The organism is Bacillus sp. 22-7 (assembly GCF_010628845.1).
Classification (GTDB): Bacteria; Bacillota; Bacilli; order Bacillales; family Cytobacillaceae; genus Cytobacillus; species Cytobacillus firmus_B.
The window spans coordinates 17,340-36,641 of record NZ_NJQY01000031.1 but is presented as its reverse complement, the minus strand read 5'-3'; the positions used below and the strand labels follow the sequence as shown (position 1 = coordinate 36,641).

The window sequence follows — 19,302 nt, the reverse complement described above, 5'->3', positions numbered from 1 at the left end:
TACTGCCCGTTAGACTGCGATTAATTATTTCGCATCACTAAATGCTACCATAACTGGCTGCAAAAAGGAACGGGAATTTGCATCAGATCAAGGCAGACAAAAACTATTGGGACAATGAAAATATCCTATTAAAGTCCAAAAAAAAGGAGCCTGGGTAAGCTCCCCTCATCACCCCTGAAGGCTGCTTGTTTCCAGTGCCCTCTGCAGAAAATGCAGTGTTCTATCTATAATAATATCCTGATCGTTATCCAGCGTTGCTACATGATAGCTGTTGTCCAGGGTGACTAATTCCTTGGCAGCTGATTTAATGCCGCTGTATATTTCCTGTGAATTGGAAGGAGGAACTACATGATCTTCTTTTGAGACAAAAATCAGCGCAGGACAAGTCACTTTCCCTAAATCGGCTTTCACCTTCTTCATTAGTTCCGTTATTTGACCAAGCGATTTTACCGGTGTCTTTTCATAGGCAAGCTCTTTTATATCAGGGTTTTTTATGTCTGAACCAATTGCATCAAGGAAACGGACATCCTCCAGGCTGGCTGCTGCCGCCATATCAGGAATCTCAACTGCTGCATTAATCGGGATAATCCCCTTAATCTCCGGATATTTCTCGGCCATATACAATGTCAGGGTGCCGCCCATTGACAGACCTGTAACGAATATCGTACTGCAGCGCTCTTTCAGCCACCGATAACCTTCTTCAACAGAATGAATCCAGTCCTGATAGGTCGTTGTTTCCATTTCTTCATAATGAGTGCCATGTCCCCTCAGGCGTGGACCGCAGACCGTATATCCAGCATTTGCATAAGCTTCCCCTAGCGGACGCATACTTTGAGTTGAACCGGTAAAGCCATGAGAAACCAGAATCCCAATCTCATTTCCTTCAAAATAAAAAGGTTCTGCTCCTTCTAAAACCGGATACTTTACAGACATGTTCCTTCCTCCATTCAATAGATTATTTCCTCTAAAGAGATATTCTTTTCACCTCCCTTTATCCCTCCTCGTCTGAAAGTATTTAACATTTTTGTAAAACTTCGCATCCAGCATTGAGAAAAACTTTTTTTCCACCATCGCCTTGTTTATAATAGATAGAATGAATAAAGAGTATTGCCTAATAAACGACAGCAACACAGCTAAGGGAAGTTTCGCTTTATTTTCCTTCCCGATATAATTAAAATAAGTACTAACTACATAAACAGAAAGGCTGATACCGGTTTGGAAAACAATTCAAATTTTATACGAACGATTATTAAAGAGGATCTGGAGTCGGGAAAGCGCAAAGATGTCATTACCCGTTTCCCGCCTGAGCCGAACGGTTATCTTCATATCGGACATGCCAAATCGATTGTCATCAACTTCGGCCTGGCAGACGACTTTAACGGCAAGACGAATCTTCGTTTTGATGACACGAACCCGCTTAAGGAAGATCAGGAATATGTGGATGCCATTAAAGAAGATGTTAAATGGCTTGGCTACGAGTGGGAGGAGCTTCATTTTGCTTCAAATTACTTCGAAGAAATGTATAACCGCGCTGTTCTTTTAATTAAGAAAGGAAAAGCTTATGTGGATGATTTAAGCCAGGAAGAGATCCGCCAATACCGCGGAACACTGACAGAGCCTGGAAAAGAAAGTCCATACCGCAGCCGTTCAGCAGAAGAGAATCTGGATTTATTTGAACGCATGCGCAAAGGCGAATTCGAAAACGGTGCAAAGGTTCTTAGAGCGAAGATTGACATGTCTTCACCGAACGTAAACTTGCGTGATCCGGTTATCTATCGTGTTTCACATGCAACTCACCATAATACAGGTGATACATGGTGCATCTACCCGATGTATGCTTTTGCCCACCCGCTTGAAGATGCAATTGAAGGGGTTACCCATTCCTTATGCACAACTGAATTTGAAGACCAGCGCCCGCTATATAACTGGGTTGTCTCAGAGTGTGAAATGGAAAGCACACCACAGCAAATCGAGTTTGGCCGCCTGAATATTACTAATACAGTAATGAGTAAAAGAAAATTAAAGCAGCTTGTAGAAGAAAATTATGTTGATGGCTGGGATGACCCGCGGATGCCGACGATTTCCGGTTTAAGACGCAAGGGCTACACTCCGGAAGCAATCCGCGAGTTCGTAAAAGAAACGGGTGTTTCAAAAGGCTCAGGTGTAGTGGATGAAGCGATGCTTGAGCATTTTGTGCGCGAAGACCTGAAAATGAAGGCTCCCCGCACAATGGGTGTACTTCGTCCGTTAAAGGTTGTAATTACGAACTACCCGGAAGATCAGACTGAAATGCTTGATGCAGAAATCAATCCGGAGAACCCGGAAATGGGCATGCGCCAAATTCCATTCTCAAGGGAGATTTATGTAGAGCAGGACGACTTCATGGAAGATCCGCCGAAAAAATATTTCCGCCTCTTCCCTGGCAATGAAGTCCGCTTAAAGCATGCTTATTTCATCAAGTGCAACGATGTCATCAAGGATGAGAATGGCAATGTTGTGGAACTTCATTGCACATATGACCCTGAAACAAAGAGCGGATCAGGCTTTACCGGCCGAAAGGTAAAGGGGACGCTTCACTGGGTGGATGCCAAGAGTGCCATTCCGGCTGAATTCCGTTTGTACGAGCCATTGATTCTTGACGAAGATGCGGATCGGAATGCTGAGGCAGATACGGATGAGGCTCTTGAAAACGAAGCAGAAGGCAAAACGTTCCTTGACTACGTGAATCCGAATTCGCTTGAAATTGTTCATGGTTTCATCGAGCCAAATATGAAGGATGTAAAAGCCCAGGATAAGTTCCAATTCTTCCGCCATGGCTATTTCAATGCAGACCCAAAATATACGACAGCAGAAAAACCTGTCTTTAACAGGATTGTTTCACTGAAGAGTTCATTTAAATTGAAATAGGCATTAAGCTTGAGGGATTCTTTCCTCAGGCTTTTTTACCCGTAAAACGATTCATAAACTGCCTTTCCGCAGGAAAGTATGGTAAGGTTTTAAAAGTAAGCATTTACATAAGGAGGAGTAGATTATGTCAAATCAGCACGACCCAAATACATTACCGCCGAAAACATGTTCAGTAGACCGCATGGTTACCGTTAAAGAGGACGTTGAAAAGGTTCTTGCAGGAAAGAAAACAGCTACACGCCGCAATGGCCGCTATGCTGATGTGGGAGAAATCATGACACTTGAGGGACAGGACTTTGTTGTAGAGAAAGTTTATTCACAATCCCTTGGTGAGTTAACAGACGAGCATGCCCGCCAGGAAGGCTTCGAAAATTTGGAAGACTACAAGCAATCCATCCTTTCCATGCATCCGGGAATGCCTTGGCTTCCGCAAATGCGTGTATGGGTTCATGAATTCAGCGCAGTGAAGAAGTAATCTGCCGGAATGGACATATTGTACCGAATACTGCTGTATATCCATGTCAGCAGTGCCATTCTTTCTGTTGGACCATTTTTTATTCTGATCCCAATCGTCAATAAATTGGGAACGGTTCATCCCGGGGTCCAGCAGGCATATATCGGCATCTTCAGGACGTCCGTGCGCCTTGTCAAGCATGCAGGACATGTACTTGTAGGCTCGGGTATCCTTTTAATCGTGAACAGCCACTGGGCCTGGACGACATCTTGGATCGTCGCTACCCTGGCAGTCATGGGAGGCTCAGTCTTTTTTCTCGCCCGGGCCTTCACTCCCGTCCTTAGGAAATTTGATGAGCCGGGAGCAGATCAGCATTTCCTAATCAGAAAGCTTACACGCTCCGTCTGGATCTATCTTTTTCTGTTAATGCTCATGCTCTGGTTCATGGTAGCCAAGCCGGTGCTTTGGCAGGTATAAAAAACAAGCGCTCATGATGTGCGCTTGTTTTTTTATGCATGAATAAATTCATATTGCCGCGGTTTGATGCAGCTTATTTTACTTTTGCTGGAGAAGCGGAGTCTTATGCGGATGCGTGGATAATCAGAATTTCCAAATCCAACAAAATCATTATTTCAAAAACCTTTCCGGAAAATCAGTCATAATCACTTCTACTCCGGCATTAGTTAAAAATTCGCTGCGGTTTTCATCATTTACGGTATATACCCGCAGCGGAAACCCTGCTTCCATTGCTTTCCTTCCAAGCTCGGATAGGGCAAACTTCTCTTCACAATGAATGCTGTCTGCACCGATATTTTTTGCCATATCAAGTGTATTTTCAGGAATGCCTTCAATCAAATAACCCGTCTGTATCGTTGAATGATAGTCCCTGACTCTCCTCAGACTCTCCGCATTGAAGGATGAGATAATGACACGCTGTTCCAATCCATACTTAAGGATAAGGTCAATCACCTTTTTTTCCATCCCGGGATAGACAATCAAATCATTTTTCAATTCAATATTGATCAGCAGTTCGTTGCCCTCCATCGCCGCCCATTTTAAGAATTTCTCCAAATCGGGGATTGTTTCTCCGGCGTTCACTTCCGCAAACCAGCTCCCGGCATCAAGCTGCAGGATTTCTTCAAAGGTCATGTCCTTAATATAGCCGGTTCCGCCTGTCGTTCTGTCCACTTTTTCGTCATGAATGATTACAAGCATACCATCCTTCGCCATCTGCACATCCAATTCAATGCCATCTGCTCCCGCCTCCAATGCAGCCTGAAAAGCAGCCATCGTGTTTTCCGGAAAATGCCCGCTGACACCGCGATGCGCAAATACTTTCGCTCTTTTATTCAATTTATCTCCTCCTATGACAAAAACATCATCATTAATATTCTATTCTACGGCCGGCATCAAAATCATTTTTTCAACCTTAGAATAGCTATGTTTCACTTCGCATTAGATTCCATTATAATGAAAACTATGAAACTTCTTTCTTTCCAGTACGTATAACAAATTATCCATACATAAAAATGAATTTAGGAGTGAAATCTGTGGGAGTTCGATTGAGCAAGGGACAAAAAGTAGATTTGACCAAAACCAATCCTGGTTTGCAGGTTGTGATGGCAGGATTGGGCTGGGATGTCAGCCACAATCAATCTCAATATGACCTGGATGCTTCAGCATTTTTAACAGGCGCATCCGGCAAAGTGCAAAGTGACAGTGACTTTGTGTTTTATAATAATCCATCCGGCGGAAACGGATCGATTCTCTACAGCAGTGATAACAGAACGGGAGCTGGCACCGGGGATGATGAGCAAATCCGCATCGAGTTGAATAAGGTGCCGCAGCATATCCATCGAATTGCGTTTACTATCACCATTCATGATGCCCAGATGAAGGGACAGAACTTCGGACAAGTTTCAAATGCCTATGTAAGAATTTTTAATGCCATGACGAACGAGGAGCTGCTCCGCTTCGACCTTGGCCGTGACTTTACTGTTGAAACAGCCATCGTCGCTGCAGAGCTTTACCGCCACAATGGCGAGTGGAAATTCAATGCCATTGCAAGCGGATTTCAGGGAGGATTAGCTGCCCTCTGCCGCAATTTCGGTGTTTCCGTAGATGATGAACCTGCTCCAAGTCAACAGCCGTCATTCGGGCATGGCCAATTTCAGCAGCAGGCAAATTACGGACAGCAGTCTCATGGATTCAGTCCACAGCAAATCCAGCAGTCTCAATCAGGCCACAGCCCGTCTTCTTTTGGCCAGCCTGCTTACAATCAGACTGCATATAGCACGCCTCCTTCCCAGCCTTCTGCGATGGGCGGCCAAACAGGTTTTGGACAGCCGGTACAGGCTCAATCCTATACAGATGGGAATATTGCCTGCACCCGGTGCGGATCCACTAACATCCGCACCGGCCAAAAGGGATTTGGCCTTGGAAAAGCAGCAATCGGAGGACTCATCCTTGGCCCTGTAGGACTTCTTGGCGGCTTTATTGGAAAAAACCAGCTGAAGCTCACCTGTAATGCCTGCGGCAATTCATGGTCGCCTAACCAGACAGATTATGCACAGTGGGCCAATGACCAAAAACGCCGTGCACAGGAGCTGTTCACCCGATTCAAGAGCCAGGATGTCATGGACGCCGTTGTAGCTTCATGCGCTCTTGTCGGCATGGCAGATGGCAGGCTTGATCCATCTGAACGTCAAAAGATGATCGAATTTGTAAACAGCAGCCAGGAATTAAAAGTGTTTGATACCCAAAAGGTGATACAGCAATTCAATATGTTCGTCCAGCGGATTGAGATGGACCCGATCATCGGCCGGGCTGAAGCCTTCAAAGCAGTTGGCCGGGTAAGAAATAAGCCTGAGATCGCCCGCCTCGTAGCCCGTTATTGCATCGCGATCGGTTATGCTGATGGGAACTTTGATCAAAATGAAAAACAGGCTGTTACAGAAATCTGCATGGAACTTGGATTAAACCCGCATGAATTTCTATCTTAATACCAAAGCTCTGCCATTATGCGGCAGAGCTTTTTTTGCATATATTCCCTCCTCCTCCTGAATATGCCGCATACAAAAGTCACATGCGGGTATACTCAAAAAGATAAGGGGTCTGTTATTTTTAAAGGAGGTAATATTTTTGAAGGAAAGTTCATCAACTGAACGCTATATGCCCATGACTTCCTCCACGAGCGGAATGATTGTAAACGAAGCGGATGGAGTTTACTGCCTGACAGTTCAGATTGTCAATGTTTGTTTTGTGCGAATATCAGAAAAGCCCGGCGACTGGGTTCTGGTTGACGCAGGCATGCCAAAATCTGCAGAGAAAATCATGGATGCCGCCGAAGAACTTTTTGGAGAGAACGCCAGACCGAAAGCCATTATTCTTACACATGGCCACTTTGACCATGTTGGTGCAATTATTGATTTGGTTGAGCGCTGGCAGGTCCCTGTATACGCACACACACTGGAAATGCCATTTTTAACAGGTCAGCAGGATTACCCAAAACCTGACGCGAGTGTTGAAGGCGGACTTGTTGCAAAGATGTCCCCCACTTTTCCGCATGAAGGCATCGATCTCGGAACCCATGTTCAGTCCTATCCTGAAGATGGAAATGTTCCCCATATGGAAGGATGGAAATGGATCCACACACCAGGTCATACCCCTGGCCATGTTTCCTTGTTCAGGGAGTCGGATCGTGTGCTGATTGCAGGTGATGCTTTCGTAACTGTGAAACAGGAATCCTTATACAGTGTCCTCACCCAGGAACAGGAAATCAGCGGCCCGCCCCGCTATCTGACGACAGATTGGGATGCGGCCAGGATATCCGTACAGAAACTCGAAGCCCTTCAGCCGGATGTTGCCATCACAGGACACGGCATTCCCATGGCTGCCGCTGTATTAAGGGAAAGCCTCACCAGACTTGTAAATGATTTTGATGAAATTGCCGTTCCAGACCACGGAAAATATGTAGACGGGGAACGCTAGAAAAAAAGCAAGGTCCAGCATAATGACTGGAACTTGCTTTTTTGATGTTTAAAACACTCAAATAAAGGAAGAGTATAAAAAAACGAATTTTAATAGTTCAGGAGGTTCATATATGCATCTTGAAAACTTTACAGGTCAAAAGATCCAAATAAAATTCAAAAACTTTCCAAATGATCTCGTCGGCTCCATTACAGGCATTTTTCAGCCCGATGAGTGGTATCTTGTTAAACTGATCAAAACAGAAAGCATGGGAATTTGGGTTGAGAACCCTTGCTTCAAGCGAACAATGGTACAAAAAGAAGACGGTACCAACATCCCGGAAGAACAGCAAAAGGAAGAAGATTGTGTCACCCATTTTCTGATCCGCTGGGATTACATCAGCTCTGTCATTACCTTCCCGGATAAGACGACGCTTGGTGTCGATAAGAAAGCCAAATTAATAGGTTTTCAGCCCTCTTAATAGATAGATCATCCCCCGGCGCCTTACACCCGGGGGATATTTTATTAGAAAAGTTCTCCTTTATAGACTATGATATATTTACCGACTTTTCAAAAAAATAAAATGGAGGCACACACATGACAAAAAGAACCTGTATCATTACCCATGATCTGGAACCCTCACAGCTAAAAAAAATAAAAGAAATCATTCCCGAATGGGAGCTCATTTCCGGCAAGGATTCCGCAAACTGGCAAAATGAAATGAAAAAAGCCGAAGTCATCGCCGGCTGGAAAAAGGAACTTAAAGAGATGGTCCTTGACGGAGACAGCAAACTCCGCTGGTTCCAGTCCTGGAGTGCAGGTGTCGATTCCCTCCCCCTGGCAGAAATGGAATCACGGGACATCCAGATTACGAGCGCTAATGGCGTACATGCCAACCCTATTTCTGAAACCATTTTCGCTCTCATGCTCGGGCTTACCCGCAAAATCCATACATATGTGAAAAATCAGCAAGCTAAAGTATGGCACCATTCCGGACTAAAGCTCGAAATACATAATAAAACCATCGGCCTGATTGGCACAGGAGCCATCGGAAAAGAAACGGCCAGGATTGCCAAAGCATTCGGCATGAAGGTCATTGGAGTTCGCCACTCCGGAAAACCTGAAGAGTATTTTGATGAAATGTATGCGTCCGGACAGCTGAACGATGTCCTTCCTCAATGTGACTATGTTGTCGTCACCCTTCCGCTTACACAGGAAACCCGGCAGCTATTCGGATCCGAACAGTTTGCTCTCATGAAGGATTCTTCCTTCTTTATCAATATCGGCCGGGGTGAAATTGTAAAGGAAAGAGATTTGATCGACGCACTGCAGAACGGCGTGATTGCCGGTGCAGGGCTTGATGTATTTGAAAAAGAACCGCTTTCTGAAGACAGCCCGCTTTGGGAGCTTGATAATGTCATCGTTACTCCGCACACAGCCGGATCGACGGAACACTATACCAAACGTGTAATTGAAGGGATATTTATTCCCAATTTAAAAGAATATATAAACAGCGGTATACCAGGCATTAATCTCGTTGATTATCAAAAGGGATATTAATAGAGAGAGCCTTGCATCTGCAAGGCTCACTTTTTATAAGCTACGATATAAAACCCTTCTTCTTCCGACCATTCCGCACAGAATATTTCTTTGATATTATGATAGCCTTCGGTTTTAATGGATTCCCTCAGCCATTCCCCATCTTTGCCCAGTAATGTCAGGCCGTCTTCCACTACTTCTCCTTCATCAATCAGTAAAATGGAAGGATTCTTTTCCTTCACCTCAAGTTTCATCATTTCAGGAGTGACAGGCTCTTCTCTTTGGTATTTCATTACGCTTAAGCCCCCATTGGTTTCAAGGTAAGCATATTTGACTTCATTCATGCTGAATATCCCTTTCTGGCGCAGCATCGTCCTAAGCTGCTCCATTTCAAGATGGTTTTTTTCCACCTCTTTCACATCCAGTTTGCCTTCCTTGACAAGGATCGACTCCCTGCCCTTTAAAATCCTCCTGAAAATATTTTTCTTTTTTGCCAGAATTTCAATCATATAAATAAAAGCTCCCCACAGGAATGCAGAATAGATAACTTGAAGCTCCGTTACTTTTTCATCATAAATCGTTTCCTCAATGATCCCTCCAAGAACAACCGCATAGACAAAATCAAACGGGGTTACCTGTGAAAGCTCCTTCTTTCCAAGAATACGGGTTACCGCTAACAGTGTTACCAGCCCCACAGCCATTTTTACTGTTATTGATAAATACATCCATGCTCCTCCTCTCTCTATAGCCTCTCTATTCCCTTTAGCGGCCTTTGAATACACCTTTTCCCCAATTCCACTTTTTGCAAAAAAAAAAGAGATCTCTATGTCGAGAGATCACTTTACATATACTGGCTATTCTCTTTTCTCCGCTTTCTGAAAACTAAATCCTCCAATGCTCCAGATCCTGAAAGAACACCTCCCACAATAAGAACAAGCCCAAGCAAGTGGTTGATGGTAATGACTTCACCAAGGATCAGCGCCGAGCCTGCCAATGAGAAAAAGGTATTCAGGTTCAAAAAAATACTGGCTTCTGCCGGCCCAATATTGCGGATGGCTGTGTTATATACCATATGTCCGACAGCTGTTGCCAATACGGCAGATGCGGCAAATGCAGCCCAAACATAGGCTGGGGCATCTGATATGCCCTTAAGCCCTCCAGGTTCCATTACGCTCGCCATTACAAAAAGGATCACTCCTCCAAAAACCAGCATATAGCCTGTCAGCAATCGCGGATCAAGCGTTTTCGAAGCCTTGCTGATCACAATGAAGCTAAGAGCCTGTGAAATAATGGACAGGAACACAAAGAAATCGCCCGGAGTTAAGCTCGATATCCCTTTATTTCCTGAAAGAACAATAAAAGTCACGCCTGCACCGCCAAGCAGAAAACCAAGCACCTGAATGCCTGTAGGCTTGTGGCGCAGCAGAATGGAAGACAGTATAGCTGTCAAGAGAGGACCCGCACCTAATATAAGCCCTCCATTCACTGCACTTGTCCCCGTTAGTCCTATAGCCAGAAGAAAATGGTGGCTGACAACACTCAGAAAACCGCCAAAAACAATGTACGAGATTTCCCTTACGCTCGGCTTCCTCACTTTTCCCATTATGCCTAATATTAAAAACACCGTTATGCCTGCAGTTAATATTCGCAGAGAAGTAATCGAAACTGGAGGAAAATAACTGACAAGAATTTTTATTATGCTGACATTCAATCCCCACAAAGCCATGATGGAAGTGAGGAGAATGTATGTTTTTATGTTCTTCACACCGATCCTTCTTTCCAAAAAATCCAAATTATTAATTTGTATCATTTTATCATATTTCATATAGGAATATGTCTATTTAAAGCTTTAAAAAGGGAAAGTGAACGGGCATGAAAAACACCCTTCTGGACAAAATAACCATCAGCAGAACGAAGGGAGGGATCTTTTTGGCATCCAATCAAGATAAATTCTTCAACAAACTCGTTGCTATTCAAGGTGATCTGACCCGGCAGGGGATTGAATACTGGCAGCAATATTCCCACCTCGGCACATGGCAATTTTGGACTGTCACATGTCTGCTCATCCTCCCCCTGATGCTTGTATACTTTAAAATTGACCGGAAGCTCATTTTTCACATCGGCTTTTTTGGGTTTGCTGTTCATGTCCTTTTTTCATATGTGGATGCTGCGGGAATCCGCTTCGGTTTGTGGGCCTACCCTTATCAGCTGATCCCATTCATACCCAGCTTGTCATTAGATGCAGCCATTATCCCTGTCACTATTATGCTTGTATATCAATGGACCTTGAAAAACAATAAAAACTACTACCTTTATGCTCTTTTAACTGCATTAGCTTTCGGATTTGGCTTTAAGCCCTTGCTTGTCGCACACGGTTTATTCCAAAAGTATGAATGGGTTAATTATATTTATATATTTTTAATTTACATTACCCTATTCCTGCTGGCTTATTGGCTTACCAAAGTTTTTCGATGGATGAACAAAAAGGGTGCATGATAAAGTAATCGCATCACTTCATTTGGTATAATATAACCACTAATATGTGGGGTGAATACTTGGATGAACTTTAAAGATTTGCAGAAGAAAGCAGCCGGGGAAAAAGCGGCCGACTTTGTAAAAGACGGTATGATTATTGGATTAGGTTCAGGCTCTACAGTGTATTGGTTTTTAAAAAGGCTCGGTGAGTTAGTTAATGCTGGTCTAACAGTTAAAGGAGTTCCCTCTTCTCTTAGAACGGAGGGGTGGGCAAGGGAATTTAATATCCCGCTGGCAGACTTTTCCGAAACCCAAATCCTTGATTTGGCCATTGATGGAGCAGATGAGGTTGACCCTGAATTTAATTTAACAAAAGGGGGTGGGGGATCGCTTTTAAGGGAAAAAATTGTAGACGCCAACGCAAAAAAACTTATCATCATCGTAGATGAATCCAAATTAGTGCAACAACTAGGCAAATTCCCCCTTCCTGTAGAAATTGTACCTTTCGGCTGGGAACTAACCTCTAAGAGAATTACAGAATTAGGAGCGATACCACAGCTAAGGGTAAACGACGGAGAAGTCTTTGTATCGAATAACGGAAATTACATATTAGATTGCCAATTCGAGCGGATACCAAATCCAAAAGAGCTTCATAAACAATTAAAACAAATCACAGGTGTTGTCGAGACCGGGCTTTTTATTGAAATGACAGATTTAGTGCTAGTCGGCAGCACCGATAAAGTAGAAGCTCTCAATCGGATGGAATAATACAGAAAAGGAGAGGGTTTATCCTCTCCTTTCTGTTCTAACTTGATATCAAATCTTTTCTTATTGGAGTAAAAATATCCAGGATAATACATTCTTCTATCACCTTTACCTTATGCTCAACATTAGATGGAATGTATTGAATATCTCCTTTAGAAAGGATTCTTTTTACTCCCCTTACTTCGAATTCCACTTTTCCTTTTTCAATATAACTAATCTGTTCTTCAGGGTGTTGGTCAATATCACCTGTAAATCCTTCTGCTAGTTCTACTTTTACAGCCATCAGTGAACCGTCACTGTTTAAAACTTCTCGTTTTACCATGATGTCTTCCTTTCTATACAAAATTTTTCTAAAATAATCCTGGGTTAATTAACTTAGGCACAAAGAATGCGATATCCGGGAAAAAGGCCACAAATATCAGTACAGCTAATACAATTAAAATATATGGGATTACAGCTGTTAAGGATCTTTCGATGCTGAGATTACCAATTTTCGCAGCCAATAATAAGCATAATCCGTATGGTGGCGTTACAAGTCCAATTGCCAAAGTCATAACCACTATAAGGCCCAAATGAACCGGATCCATACCAAATTGAGAAGCGGTCGGTAATATGACTGGGACAAATAGAATCATTGCTGGAATAGCATCCATGAACGTCCCTACAAATAAGAAAAATGCAATAATTATCAGAATGAATAGCCATTTTGCTCCAACATTATTTACAAAGAAGTCTTGCGCCATTGTTGATAACTGATAGTAGCTCATCAGCTCACCAAGTGCACTTGCAGCTGCCAGGGCAAACAATGACAATGAACTTAATGCCAGGGTATCCATGAGTATTTTAGGAAGATCGGATAGCTTTAAAGTTTTATAGAAAAACATGCTGATTAATAACGTATAAAGAGACGCCACAGCCGCAGCTTCAGTTGCTGTGAAGAACCCTGATATAATTCCTCCGATGATAATAATCGGGGTAATTAAGGCAGGAACTGTCTCATACACCAGCTTTAAAAATTGCTGGACAGTTGCTCTATCAGACCTCGGATAACCCTTTTTCAAAGCCATAATATACACGAAAAGCATCATGCCTAACCCTACTAAAATTCCTGGGACAATTCCACCTAAGAATAGAGCTCCAACAGAGGCATTCGTTAAACCCGCAAAGATAATCATCGGAATACTTGGAGGAATGATTACACCAATCGTGGATGATGCAGCAGTAACACCTACTGCTGTTTCCGTGTCATATCCTTGCTTTTTCATATTAGGAATAAGGATCTTCCCTACTCCTGCTGTATCTGCCTGAGCGGCACCTGACACACCCGCAAAGATCATGGACACCAGAATGTTGGCATGTGCAAGCCCGCCTCGGATATGCCCAACAACGGCAAGGGAAAGGTCGATTAGCTTCTGTGAAATTTTACCGCTATTCATTAAGTTTGCTGCCAGGATAAACAAAGGAACGGCAAGCAAAACAAATGAATCGATTCCATTTAGCATTTTCATCGGAACGGTTACTTCTGGTATATATGGAACACTAACTATTCCAAGAAGGGCTACAATCCCTATGACAAAAGCAATTGGAACCCCTATAAGCATAAGGATCAAGAATAATCCTACTAGAATAACGCCAATCATATGTTAGCCTCCCTTCCCTTAAGCTGTTTAAAGTTATTGATCAGGTGGTTAATGGAGTAAATGGACATTGTTAGTCCCATGATCGGTATAGAAATCCAAACATAGCCCATTTTCATAGCCGGAAGGGATGCCCAGTTATAATTCCAGAAATTCTTTACAGCTTCAATTCCGTAATAGAAAAGAGCTAGAGCAAACAACAATACAATAACATCAATAACAATCAAAAGTCCTGCCTTGGATTTGCCCTGAAGCTTTTGTTCTAAAAAGTCAAAGCTAAAATGTTCCTTTTTATTCACCATGACAGAAGCACCCATAAAGACTGACCATATAAATGAATAATTGGCTACTTCCTCTGTCCAAATAATCGGTATTCCCAAGTGCCTTGTGACGATTTGAATCATAATCGCAATAAAAAATATCGATAAGCTTATCACGCCGATGGCCATTTGTATCTTCTCAAGAATCTTAATCATGCTTATCGTCTTCCCTCCTATTAAGGATTAAAGGGAAGACCGCATTTCACACTCTTCCCTTTAACGCATTCGTTTCGGATTATTTAAGATCTTTAATTTTCTTCAGCAGTTCTTCAGCACCCATGTCTTTAGCCGCTTTTTCTTGCATTGGCTCAGCCAGTTCAACAAATGGAGTACGGTCAATTTCATTTACGACAGCACCTTCAGCAATCGCCTTTTCTTTATACTCTTCTTCTTGGGCATAAACTGCTTCTCTTTCGGCTTGAACAGATGCTTCAGCCGCTTCTAAAAGAATATCCTGCTGTTCTTTTGTATAAGAGTCGAACTTTTTGCCGTTTACTAATAAGAATCTAGTTGTATAGTCATGGCCTGTTTCAGTAATATATTTTCCATTGTCTGTTTTGTGATGATTTTGCTGAATAAAATATGGATATGAGTTTTCAGATGAATCTACAACGTTTTGCTGTAGTGCCTGGTATAGTTCTCCCCATGCAATAGAAGTAGGGATGGCACCTGTTTCCTTCCAATAGTCAGCAATTACACCTGAAGTTTGCGTTCTGAATGTCAAGCCTTTTAAGTCTTCCATCTTTTCAATTGGCTTTTTGCCATAGTAATGTCTAACACCAGCAGACCAATAACCAACTAATTTAAAGTCATTATTTGACTTTTCCTTAACAAGCTTCTTCATTTCTTCTCCCACTTCGCCATCAACAACTTTTTCCCAATGCTCATAGCTGTCAAAAAGGTATGGAAGGGCTAATAAATCAATTTCCTTAATGCCTGTTTGAGTCATAAAGCCTGGTGATACTAAAACAACATCTGCTGCACCTAGCTTAAGCTTTTCGACTAATTCCGATTCTTCTGTACCGATCGTTCCTGCATGTACTTCAACTTCGATGTCACCGTTTGACTTGCTTTCTGCCACTTCTTTAAACTTTAATAAGCCTGTTTGGTAAGGATTATCTGGAGATGTCTGATTATGTGCCGCTACAATTTTAATCTTTTTGGAACCTGTTTCTCCGCCTGCCTCTTCTTTGCTGCTGCAGCCAGCTAATAGTGCTGATAATGCTAAAAGTAAAACAAAAGAAACTGACAATAACTTTCTCATTTTTATTTCCCCCTTGTTTAATTGGAATGATAAATTATTTATTAAGCAATGCCGTATATTCAAGCGCTTTCTTCGTCAGCGTCAGGTAATCCTCATCACTGTTTAAGTTTTTAGGATTTACCAGGTTGCCTCCAACCCCAATCGCCAAAGCACCACCTTCAATATATTCCTGCATATTGCTCTCATTAATTCCGCCTGTTACCATCAGCGGGATATGCGGGAATGGACCATGAATATTTTTAATGTATCCCGGACCAAAGGCATTGGCAGGAAAAACTTTTATCATGTCTGCACCATTCTCATACGCTGTTAAAATTTCAGTTGGTGTTAGTGCTCCCGGTATGCTTGCTATGCCATAGCGCTTTGTCATTTTAATTGTTTCAGTGTTAAGCGAAGGAGAAACGATGAATTGGCTGCCTGCCATTATGGCGGCTCTGGCTGTTTCAGGATCTAAAACTGTTCCTGCCCCCACCAGCACTTTATCGCCAAGCTCCACTCTTACTTTTTCAATCATCGCCATGACTCCGGGAGTTTCAGCGGTAACTTCCAATACTTTTACTCCGCCGTCATACAGAGCACTAGCGATCGGCACTATATTCTCTGCAGTTGCTTCACGTATAACAGCAACAATGACTTGCGCTTTAATAAAATCCACGGCTTGCATTTGTTTTACCTTCCCTTCGCTTGCATCTATTCCAAATTGGTATGTCTCTTGGTCATTTCTTCATAAGCTGTATCCTGATTATCTGTTTGCAATGTTCCAATGATAATTGCATCGAGAACAAGATGGACTGATTGGTCAAATTGATTGCCGAGCGGCTGAATAGTGCCTGGTTCATCCGGCCTGCGGTACTTTGTGGCAGCCGGAATGACGAGTATCCCATCACATATGGAAGCAATTTTGGACTCTTTATTTGTGGTTATCAGAAAAACCTTTGCTCCCATTTCTTTTGATTTGGCAGCAAATTGCAGAATGGCACCCGTTGAGCCTGAACCAGAGATGGCCACTAGCAAATCATCCGATTCAATACTTGGCGTGACCGTCTCCCCAATCACATAAACCGGAAACCCTCCATGCATCAGGCGCATCGCAAATGCTTTTCCCATTAACCCAGAACGCCCTTCTCCATAAACAAAAATCCGTTTGGCTTCCCTGAGATGTTTGGATAGATGAATCGCTTCTTCTTCATTAATACTAGCCAGAACGGCTGAGATCTCATCAGCCACGGTTTTTATAATAGATTTCATTGATTTAACAATCCTTTCATGGCTAAAGCTGCTTCATAGGGACTTCCAGCTTTCGTGATAGCGCTGCCAACTATGACCGTATTAGGCCTTCTCTCTATAATTCCCGGCAAAGTGTTTAGATTGATTCCGCCAGCAACAGCAACCTCGAGCCCGGTAAGCCCATGTGTAAGAGAGAATAAATCTGTTCCCATCTCTCCTTCGGCCTGCATATCTTTCCCAAAATGCAAGCTAACGAGTTCTACTCCCATATTCTGCAATTCTATAACTTTGCTGCGTTCCGATATGCCCAGCAAGTCGATCATAATGCGTTTCCCATACTGCTCTGCTGTTTTAAGGGTATCTGCAATTGTTTTATCTGCAGAAAATGCCATCACCGTGGTGATGTCAGCGCCTGCCTCAAACGCTTGTGCAGCTTCATATTTGCCGGCATCACATGTTTTCATATCAGCCACGATTGTTTTGTGAGGATATACTTGCTTAATCTCACGAACAATTGACATGCCATACTCCTTAATTACACCAGTGCCAAGTTCAATCCAATCTACAAAAAGCTCGGTTTCTCTTAAAATCTTTAAGCACTCTTCCCTCGTAAGGCGGTCAAGGGCTATTTGAAGATTCATACTCTCACCCTATCTTTCTACGAATTCTCTTTCTCCCAATTGAACGAGAACGTCCTCCAAGTAAGGTAGGCCTTCATTATCCCCTGAAACACTCACGACCATAGAACCTATGACATTTGCAAATTGCAAAGTCTTTTGAAGCGGCCATTGGTTTAATAGCCCGTAAATAAATCCGGAGTCAAATCCATCCCCAGCCCCTACTGTATCCACAACTTTTTTCGCTTTAAAAGCCGGAGCTTCAATGTACTCACCGTCCTGATAACCGACAGAACCTTTTTCCCCTTGCTTAATAGCGATATGGCTGATGCCGAAAGCTTTGCCAAGTTCAATGACTTCTCTTGGGTCGCTGGTTCCCAGCAATAATTCAGCTTCCTCCTCGCCTGTCAGAAAGATATCAACATACGGGAGAAACTCTCTTAAAACAGTCCTCGCCTCTTCCTTGGTCCATAGTTTCAATCTGATGTTTGGATCAAATGAGACTAGAACTCCGTGCTTCTTAGCGAGAGAAATTGCATATTTAATAAGGTCAATATTTTTCTGCTTATCCACTGCAGGGAAAATTCCGGTGATATGGAGGACCTTTGAATTTTTAATATATTCTTCACTTAATGTTTCAATTGTTAAAGCTGTAGTTGGAGAATTAGTTCGGTAGTAAAAAGTTCTTACACTTCCATCCCCCATAATCTCTTTAAAATTAAGAGATGTCGGATATCCGTCAACAAGCTTTAATTGTGAGACATCAATTCCTTCTCCGCGCACTGTATTAAAGATGTGCCTTCCAAATTCATCATTTCCCAGACGACTAATCCAGCCGGTTTTTAATCCTAACCGGGAGCAGCCAATCGCTACATTCAGCTCTGCCCCGCCAATTTTACGTTCAAAGGTTGGTACAAACCTCATTGGACCGGTTGCCGAAGGGTTGAATGTTATCATGGCATCCCCAATGGTAACTACATCTTTCATGGCAAAACACCCTTTTCATTTCTATTAGCACGATTCTCTTATGATTAATTTTGGCTCAAACCGATAAACAAGCTTCTCTTCTGCAGCAGTTTTTTTCTGAATCTGGTTCAATAAGAGTTCTGCTGCTTTCTTGCCTATTTCAAAAGCCGGCTGTGCAACGATCGTTAATCCCGGTTCATAGAAGCTTGCAAAAGAGACATCGTCAATCCCTATAATCGCCAAGTCTTCCGGTACTTTTAAATTATTTTCTTTCACATATTTAAGGATCTCGATTAAAGTAAGATCGTTTCCGGCAAGAATCGCTTTCGGAGGATCTTCCAGTTCAAGCATCTCCTTAAGCCCTTCTTTTATTTTGCTGACTTCCAAACTTTTAATATATTCTTTCCTTAACGGAAATCCATTTAATTCAAGCGTTTTTTTGTATCCGTTTAACCTTTCCATCCTTGGGGTAACATTTCGAATTACATTTGTGATGATTCCGATTTTTCTGTACCCATTGTCAATAAAGTGCTGAACTCCTAACCCTGCTGCCTTTTCATTATCCAGGAGCATAGATGGAATCGGCACATCAGGCACTGTTCGGTCTACAAAAACAATCGGGTATTTTTCTTTGAGCATTTCATTATAGAGATCTGCATTATCACCGGTGGGAAGAAGGATGATGCCATCAACCTGTTTTGCCCTAAGCATTTCAATATACTTTTTTTCCTTAATAGGGTCATCATCGGCATTACAGACAATCGTATGAAAGTCAGAATCATGACACATATCCTCAATTGCCCTGATAACTTGGGTGGAAAAAGAGTGAAGGATATTTGCCACAATAACCCCAATCGTTGTTGTTGATTTCTGCTTTAAGCTTCTTGCCACAATATTAGGCCTGTAACCAAGTTCATTAATGGCAGCTTCGATTCTTTTCTTGGTGTCTTCTCCCATGTAATCAAACCTTTTATTCAAATACTGGGAGACGGTGCTTTTTGAAACTTTTGCATACTGAGCTACATCAGCCATAGTAACCGTTTTCATCATGTCTTCTCCGAATCATCTCTTTTATCTAAATCGATTTACTAAACCGGTTTACTAAATCGATTTATCACAATTATAGAAAAACTGAAAGCGCTTTACAAGTCTTTTTTTAAAA

The 19,302-nt window shown here is 42.5% G+C and carries 22 protein-coding genes; 9 read left to right on the top strand and 13 right to left on the bottom strand.

What is annotated here, in order from left to right:
* Positions 1-168: 168 nt before the first annotated feature.
* On the bottom strand, positions 169-933 hold the full coding sequence (locus CE058_RS20205; protein ID WP_048009716.1) for an alpha/beta hydrolase: 765 nt from the start codon (positions 931-933) through the stop codon (positions 169-171).
* A gap of 282 nt (positions 934-1,215) precedes the next feature.
* Between CE058_RS20205 and CE058_RS20200 the strand changes: the two genes are divergently transcribed.
* From CE058_RS20200 to CE058_RS20190, 3 genes are all read left to right on the top strand, one after another.
* Positions 1,216-2,907, top strand: a complete 1,692-nt coding sequence (locus tag CE058_RS20200; RefSeq protein WP_163144838.1) for a glutamine--tRNA ligase/YqeY domain fusion protein — start codon at positions 1,216-1,218, stop codon at positions 2,905-2,907.
* A 124-nt stretch (positions 2,908-3,031) separates the two neighbouring features.
* Positions 3,032-3,382 carry an ASCH domain-containing protein gene (locus CE058_RS20195; RefSeq protein ID WP_163144837.1) on the top strand — a complete coding sequence of 117 codons (351 nt, stop codon included), beginning with the start codon at positions 3,032-3,034 and terminating at the stop codon, positions 3,380-3,382.
* A gap of 9 nt (positions 3,383-3,391) precedes the next feature.
* Complete coding sequence (locus CE058_RS20190; protein ID WP_048009719.1) at positions 3,392-3,838, top strand: hypothetical protein; 447 nt, start codon at positions 3,392-3,394, stop codon at positions 3,836-3,838.
* Between the two features lie 150 nt (positions 3,839-3,988).
* Here CE058_RS20190 and CE058_RS20185 read toward each other — a convergent pair whose 3' ends face one another.
* Positions 3,989-4,714: a glycerophosphodiester phosphodiesterase gene (locus tag CE058_RS20185; RefSeq protein WP_163144836.1), complete on the bottom strand. Its 726-nt coding sequence runs from the start codon at positions 4,712-4,714 to the stop codon at positions 3,989-3,991.
* A gap of 197 nt (positions 4,715-4,911) precedes the next feature.
* Here CE058_RS20185 and CE058_RS20180 point away from each other — a divergent pair, with 197 nt between their 5' ends.
* The 4 genes from CE058_RS20180 (at position 4,912) to CE058_RS20165 (ending at position 8,890) form a co-directional block, all read left to right on the top strand.
* Complete coding sequence (locus CE058_RS20180; RefSeq protein WP_163144835.1) at positions 4,912-6,363, top strand: TerD family protein; 1,452 nt, start codon at positions 4,912-4,914, stop codon at positions 6,361-6,363.
* A gap of 169 nt (positions 6,364-6,532) precedes the next feature.
* On the top strand, positions 6,533-7,351 hold the full coding sequence (locus CE058_RS20175; RefSeq protein ID WP_226620215.1) for an MBL fold metallo-hydrolase: 819 nt from the start codon (positions 6,533-6,535) through the stop codon (positions 7,349-7,351).
* Between the two features lie 112 nt (positions 7,352-7,463).
* Entirely contained in the window at positions 7,464-7,811 is a 348-nt protein-coding gene (locus tag CE058_RS20170) for a hypothetical protein (protein WP_048009723.1), read from the top strand.
* Between the two features lie 116 nt (positions 7,812-7,927).
* Positions 7,928-8,890: a D-2-hydroxyacid dehydrogenase gene (locus CE058_RS20165; RefSeq protein ID WP_163144834.1), complete on the top strand. Its 963-nt coding sequence runs from the start codon at positions 7,928-7,930 to the stop codon at positions 8,888-8,890.
* A gap of 26 nt (positions 8,891-8,916) precedes the next feature.
* Here CE058_RS20165 and CE058_RS20160 read toward each other — a convergent pair whose 3' ends face one another.
* Positions 8,917-9,594, bottom strand: coding sequence for a DUF421 domain-containing protein (locus CE058_RS20160; protein ID WP_163144833.1), 678 nt, complete (start codon positions 9,592-9,594; stop codon positions 8,917-8,919).
* Between the two features lie 116 nt (positions 9,595-9,710).
* A complete protein-coding gene (locus CE058_RS20155; protein ID WP_227889045.1) occupies positions 9,711-10,634 on the bottom strand; it encodes a DMT family transporter in 924 nt (307 codons plus the stop codon).
* 164 nt (positions 10,635-10,798) lie between these two features.
* On the opposite strand from CE058_RS20155, the gene CE058_RS20150 reads away from it, so the two are divergent.
* Both CE058_RS20150 and rpiA read left to right on the top strand, forming a co-directional pair.
* On the top strand, positions 10,799-11,365 hold the full coding sequence (locus tag CE058_RS20150; RefSeq protein ID WP_163144831.1) for a CBO0543 family protein: 567 nt from the start codon (positions 10,799-10,801) through the stop codon (positions 11,363-11,365).
* A 63-nt stretch (positions 11,366-11,428) separates the two neighbouring features.
* Entirely contained in the window at positions 11,429-12,112 is a 684-nt protein-coding gene (rpiA, locus tag CE058_RS20145) for a ribose-5-phosphate isomerase RpiA (protein ID WP_163144830.1), read from the top strand.
* Positions 12,113-12,149: 37 nt separating this feature from the next.
* On the opposite strand, the gene CE058_RS20140 is transcribed toward rpiA, so the two are convergent.
* From CE058_RS20140 to CE058_RS20100, 9 genes are all read right to left on the bottom strand, one after another.
* Positions 12,150-12,431: a cupin domain-containing protein gene (locus CE058_RS20140; protein ID WP_048009727.1), complete on the bottom strand. Its 282-nt coding sequence runs from the start codon at positions 12,429-12,431 to the stop codon at positions 12,150-12,152.
* Positions 12,432-12,459: 28 nt separating this feature from the next.
* Entirely contained in the window at positions 12,460-13,749 is a 1,290-nt protein-coding gene (locus CE058_RS20135; RefSeq protein ID WP_204260558.1) for a TRAP transporter large permease, read from the bottom strand.
* Positions 13,746-14,222, bottom strand: a complete 477-nt coding sequence (locus CE058_RS20130) for a TRAP transporter small permease (RefSeq protein ID WP_048009728.1) — start codon at positions 14,220-14,222, stop codon at positions 13,746-13,748. Before CE058_RS20130 ends, CE058_RS20135 begins: the two co-directional genes overlap by 4 nt.
* 79 nt (positions 14,223-14,301) lie before the next feature.
* The gene (locus CE058_RS20125; protein ID WP_163144829.1) at positions 14,302-15,330 is read right to left on the bottom strand and encodes a TRAP transporter substrate-binding protein; all 1,029 of its coding nucleotides are present in this window, start codon (positions 15,328-15,330) and stop codon (positions 14,302-14,304) included.
* A gap of 34 nt (positions 15,331-15,364) precedes the next feature.
* A complete protein-coding gene (locus CE058_RS20120; protein ID WP_163144828.1) occupies positions 15,365-15,994 on the bottom strand; it encodes a bifunctional 4-hydroxy-2-oxoglutarate aldolase/2-dehydro-3-deoxy-phosphogluconate aldolase in 630 nt (209 codons plus the stop codon).
* Positions 15,995-16,020: 26 nt separating this feature from the next.
* The gene (hxlB, locus tag CE058_RS20115; RefSeq protein ID WP_163144827.1) at positions 16,021-16,578 is read right to left on the bottom strand and encodes a 6-phospho-3-hexuloisomerase; all 558 of its coding nucleotides are present in this window, start codon (positions 16,576-16,578) and stop codon (positions 16,021-16,023) included.
* Positions 16,575-17,198 (bottom strand): 3-hexulose-6-phosphate synthase, encoded by a 624-nt coding sequence (hxlA, locus tag CE058_RS20110; protein WP_163144826.1) that lies wholly within the window; start codon positions 17,196-17,198, stop codon positions 16,575-16,577. The genes hxlB and hxlA overlap by 4 nt, the downstream gene beginning before the upstream one ends.
* A gap of 9 nt (positions 17,199-17,207) precedes the next feature.
* Positions 17,208-18,161 carry a sugar kinase gene (locus tag CE058_RS20105; protein ID WP_163144825.1) on the bottom strand — a complete coding sequence of 318 codons (954 nt, stop codon included), beginning with the start codon at positions 18,159-18,161 and terminating at the stop codon, positions 17,208-17,210.
* 24 nt (positions 18,162-18,185) lie between these two features.
* The gene (locus CE058_RS20100; RefSeq protein WP_204260557.1) at positions 18,186-19,187 is read right to left on the bottom strand and encodes a LacI family DNA-binding transcriptional regulator; all 1,002 of its coding nucleotides are present in this window, start codon (positions 19,185-19,187) and stop codon (positions 18,186-18,188) included.
* Positions 19,188-19,302: the final 115 nt, after the last annotated feature.

Excerpts from the sequence above, each read along its gene's own strand:
- CE058_RS20205 (WP_048009716.1), bottom strand. The coding sequence starts at position 933 with ATGTCTGTAAAGTATCCGGTTTTAGAAGGAGCAGAACCTTTTTATTTT.
- CE058_RS20195 (WP_163144837.1), top strand. The coding sequence starts at position 3,032 with ATGTCAAATCAGCACGACCCAAATACATTACCGCCGAAAACATGTTCA.
- CE058_RS20190 (WP_048009719.1), top strand. The coding sequence starts at position 3,392 with ATGGACATATTGTACCGAATACTGCTGTATATCCATGTCAGCAGTGCC.
- CE058_RS20175 (WP_226620215.1), top strand. The coding sequence starts at position 6,533 with ATGCCCATGACTTCCTCCACGAGCGGAATGATTGTAAACGAAGCGGAT.
- CE058_RS20170 (WP_048009723.1), top strand. The coding sequence starts at position 7,464 with ATGCATCTTGAAAACTTTACAGGTCAAAAGATCCAAATAAAATTCAAA.
- CE058_RS20165 (WP_163144834.1), top strand. The coding sequence starts at position 7,928 with ATGACAAAAAGAACCTGTATCATTACCCATGATCTGGAACCCTCACAG.
- CE058_RS20160 (WP_163144833.1), bottom strand. The coding sequence starts at position 9,594 with ATGTATTTATCAATAACAGTAAAAATGGCTGTGGGGCTGGTAACACTG.
- rpiA (WP_163144830.1), top strand. The coding sequence starts at position 11,429 with ATGAACTTTAAAGATTTGCAGAAGAAAGCAGCCGGGGAAAAAGCGGCC.
- CE058_RS20140 (WP_048009727.1), bottom strand. The coding sequence starts at position 12,431 with ATGGTAAAACGAGAAGTTTTAAACAGTGACGGTTCACTGATGGCTGTA.
- CE058_RS20135 (WP_204260558.1), bottom strand. The coding sequence starts at position 13,749 with ATGATTGGCGTTATTCTAGTAGGATTATTCTTGATCCTTATGCTTATA.
- CE058_RS20130 (WP_048009728.1), bottom strand. The coding sequence starts at position 14,222 with ATGATTAAGATTCTTGAGAAGATACAAATGGCCATCGGCGTGATAAGC.
- CE058_RS20125 (WP_163144829.1), bottom strand. The coding sequence starts at position 15,330 with ATGAGAAAGTTATTGTCAGTTTCTTTTGTTTTACTTTTAGCATTATCA.
- CE058_RS20120 (WP_163144828.1), bottom strand. The coding sequence starts at position 15,994 with ATGCAAGCCGTGGATTTTATTAAAGCGCAAGTCATTGTTGCTGTTATA.
- hxlB (WP_163144827.1), bottom strand. The coding sequence starts at position 16,578 with ATGAAATCTATTATAAAAACCGTGGCTGATGAGATCTCAGCCGTTCTG.
- hxlA (WP_163144826.1), bottom strand. The coding sequence starts at position 17,198 with ATGAATCTTCAAATAGCCCTTGACCGCCTTACGAGGGAAGAGTGCTTA.
- CE058_RS20105 (WP_163144825.1), bottom strand. The coding sequence starts at position 18,161 with ATGAAAGATGTAGTTACCATTGGGGATGCCATGATAACATTCAACCCT.
- CE058_RS20100 (WP_204260557.1), bottom strand. The coding sequence starts at position 19,187 with ATGAAAACGGTTACTATGGCTGATGTAGCTCAGTATGCAAAAGTTTCA.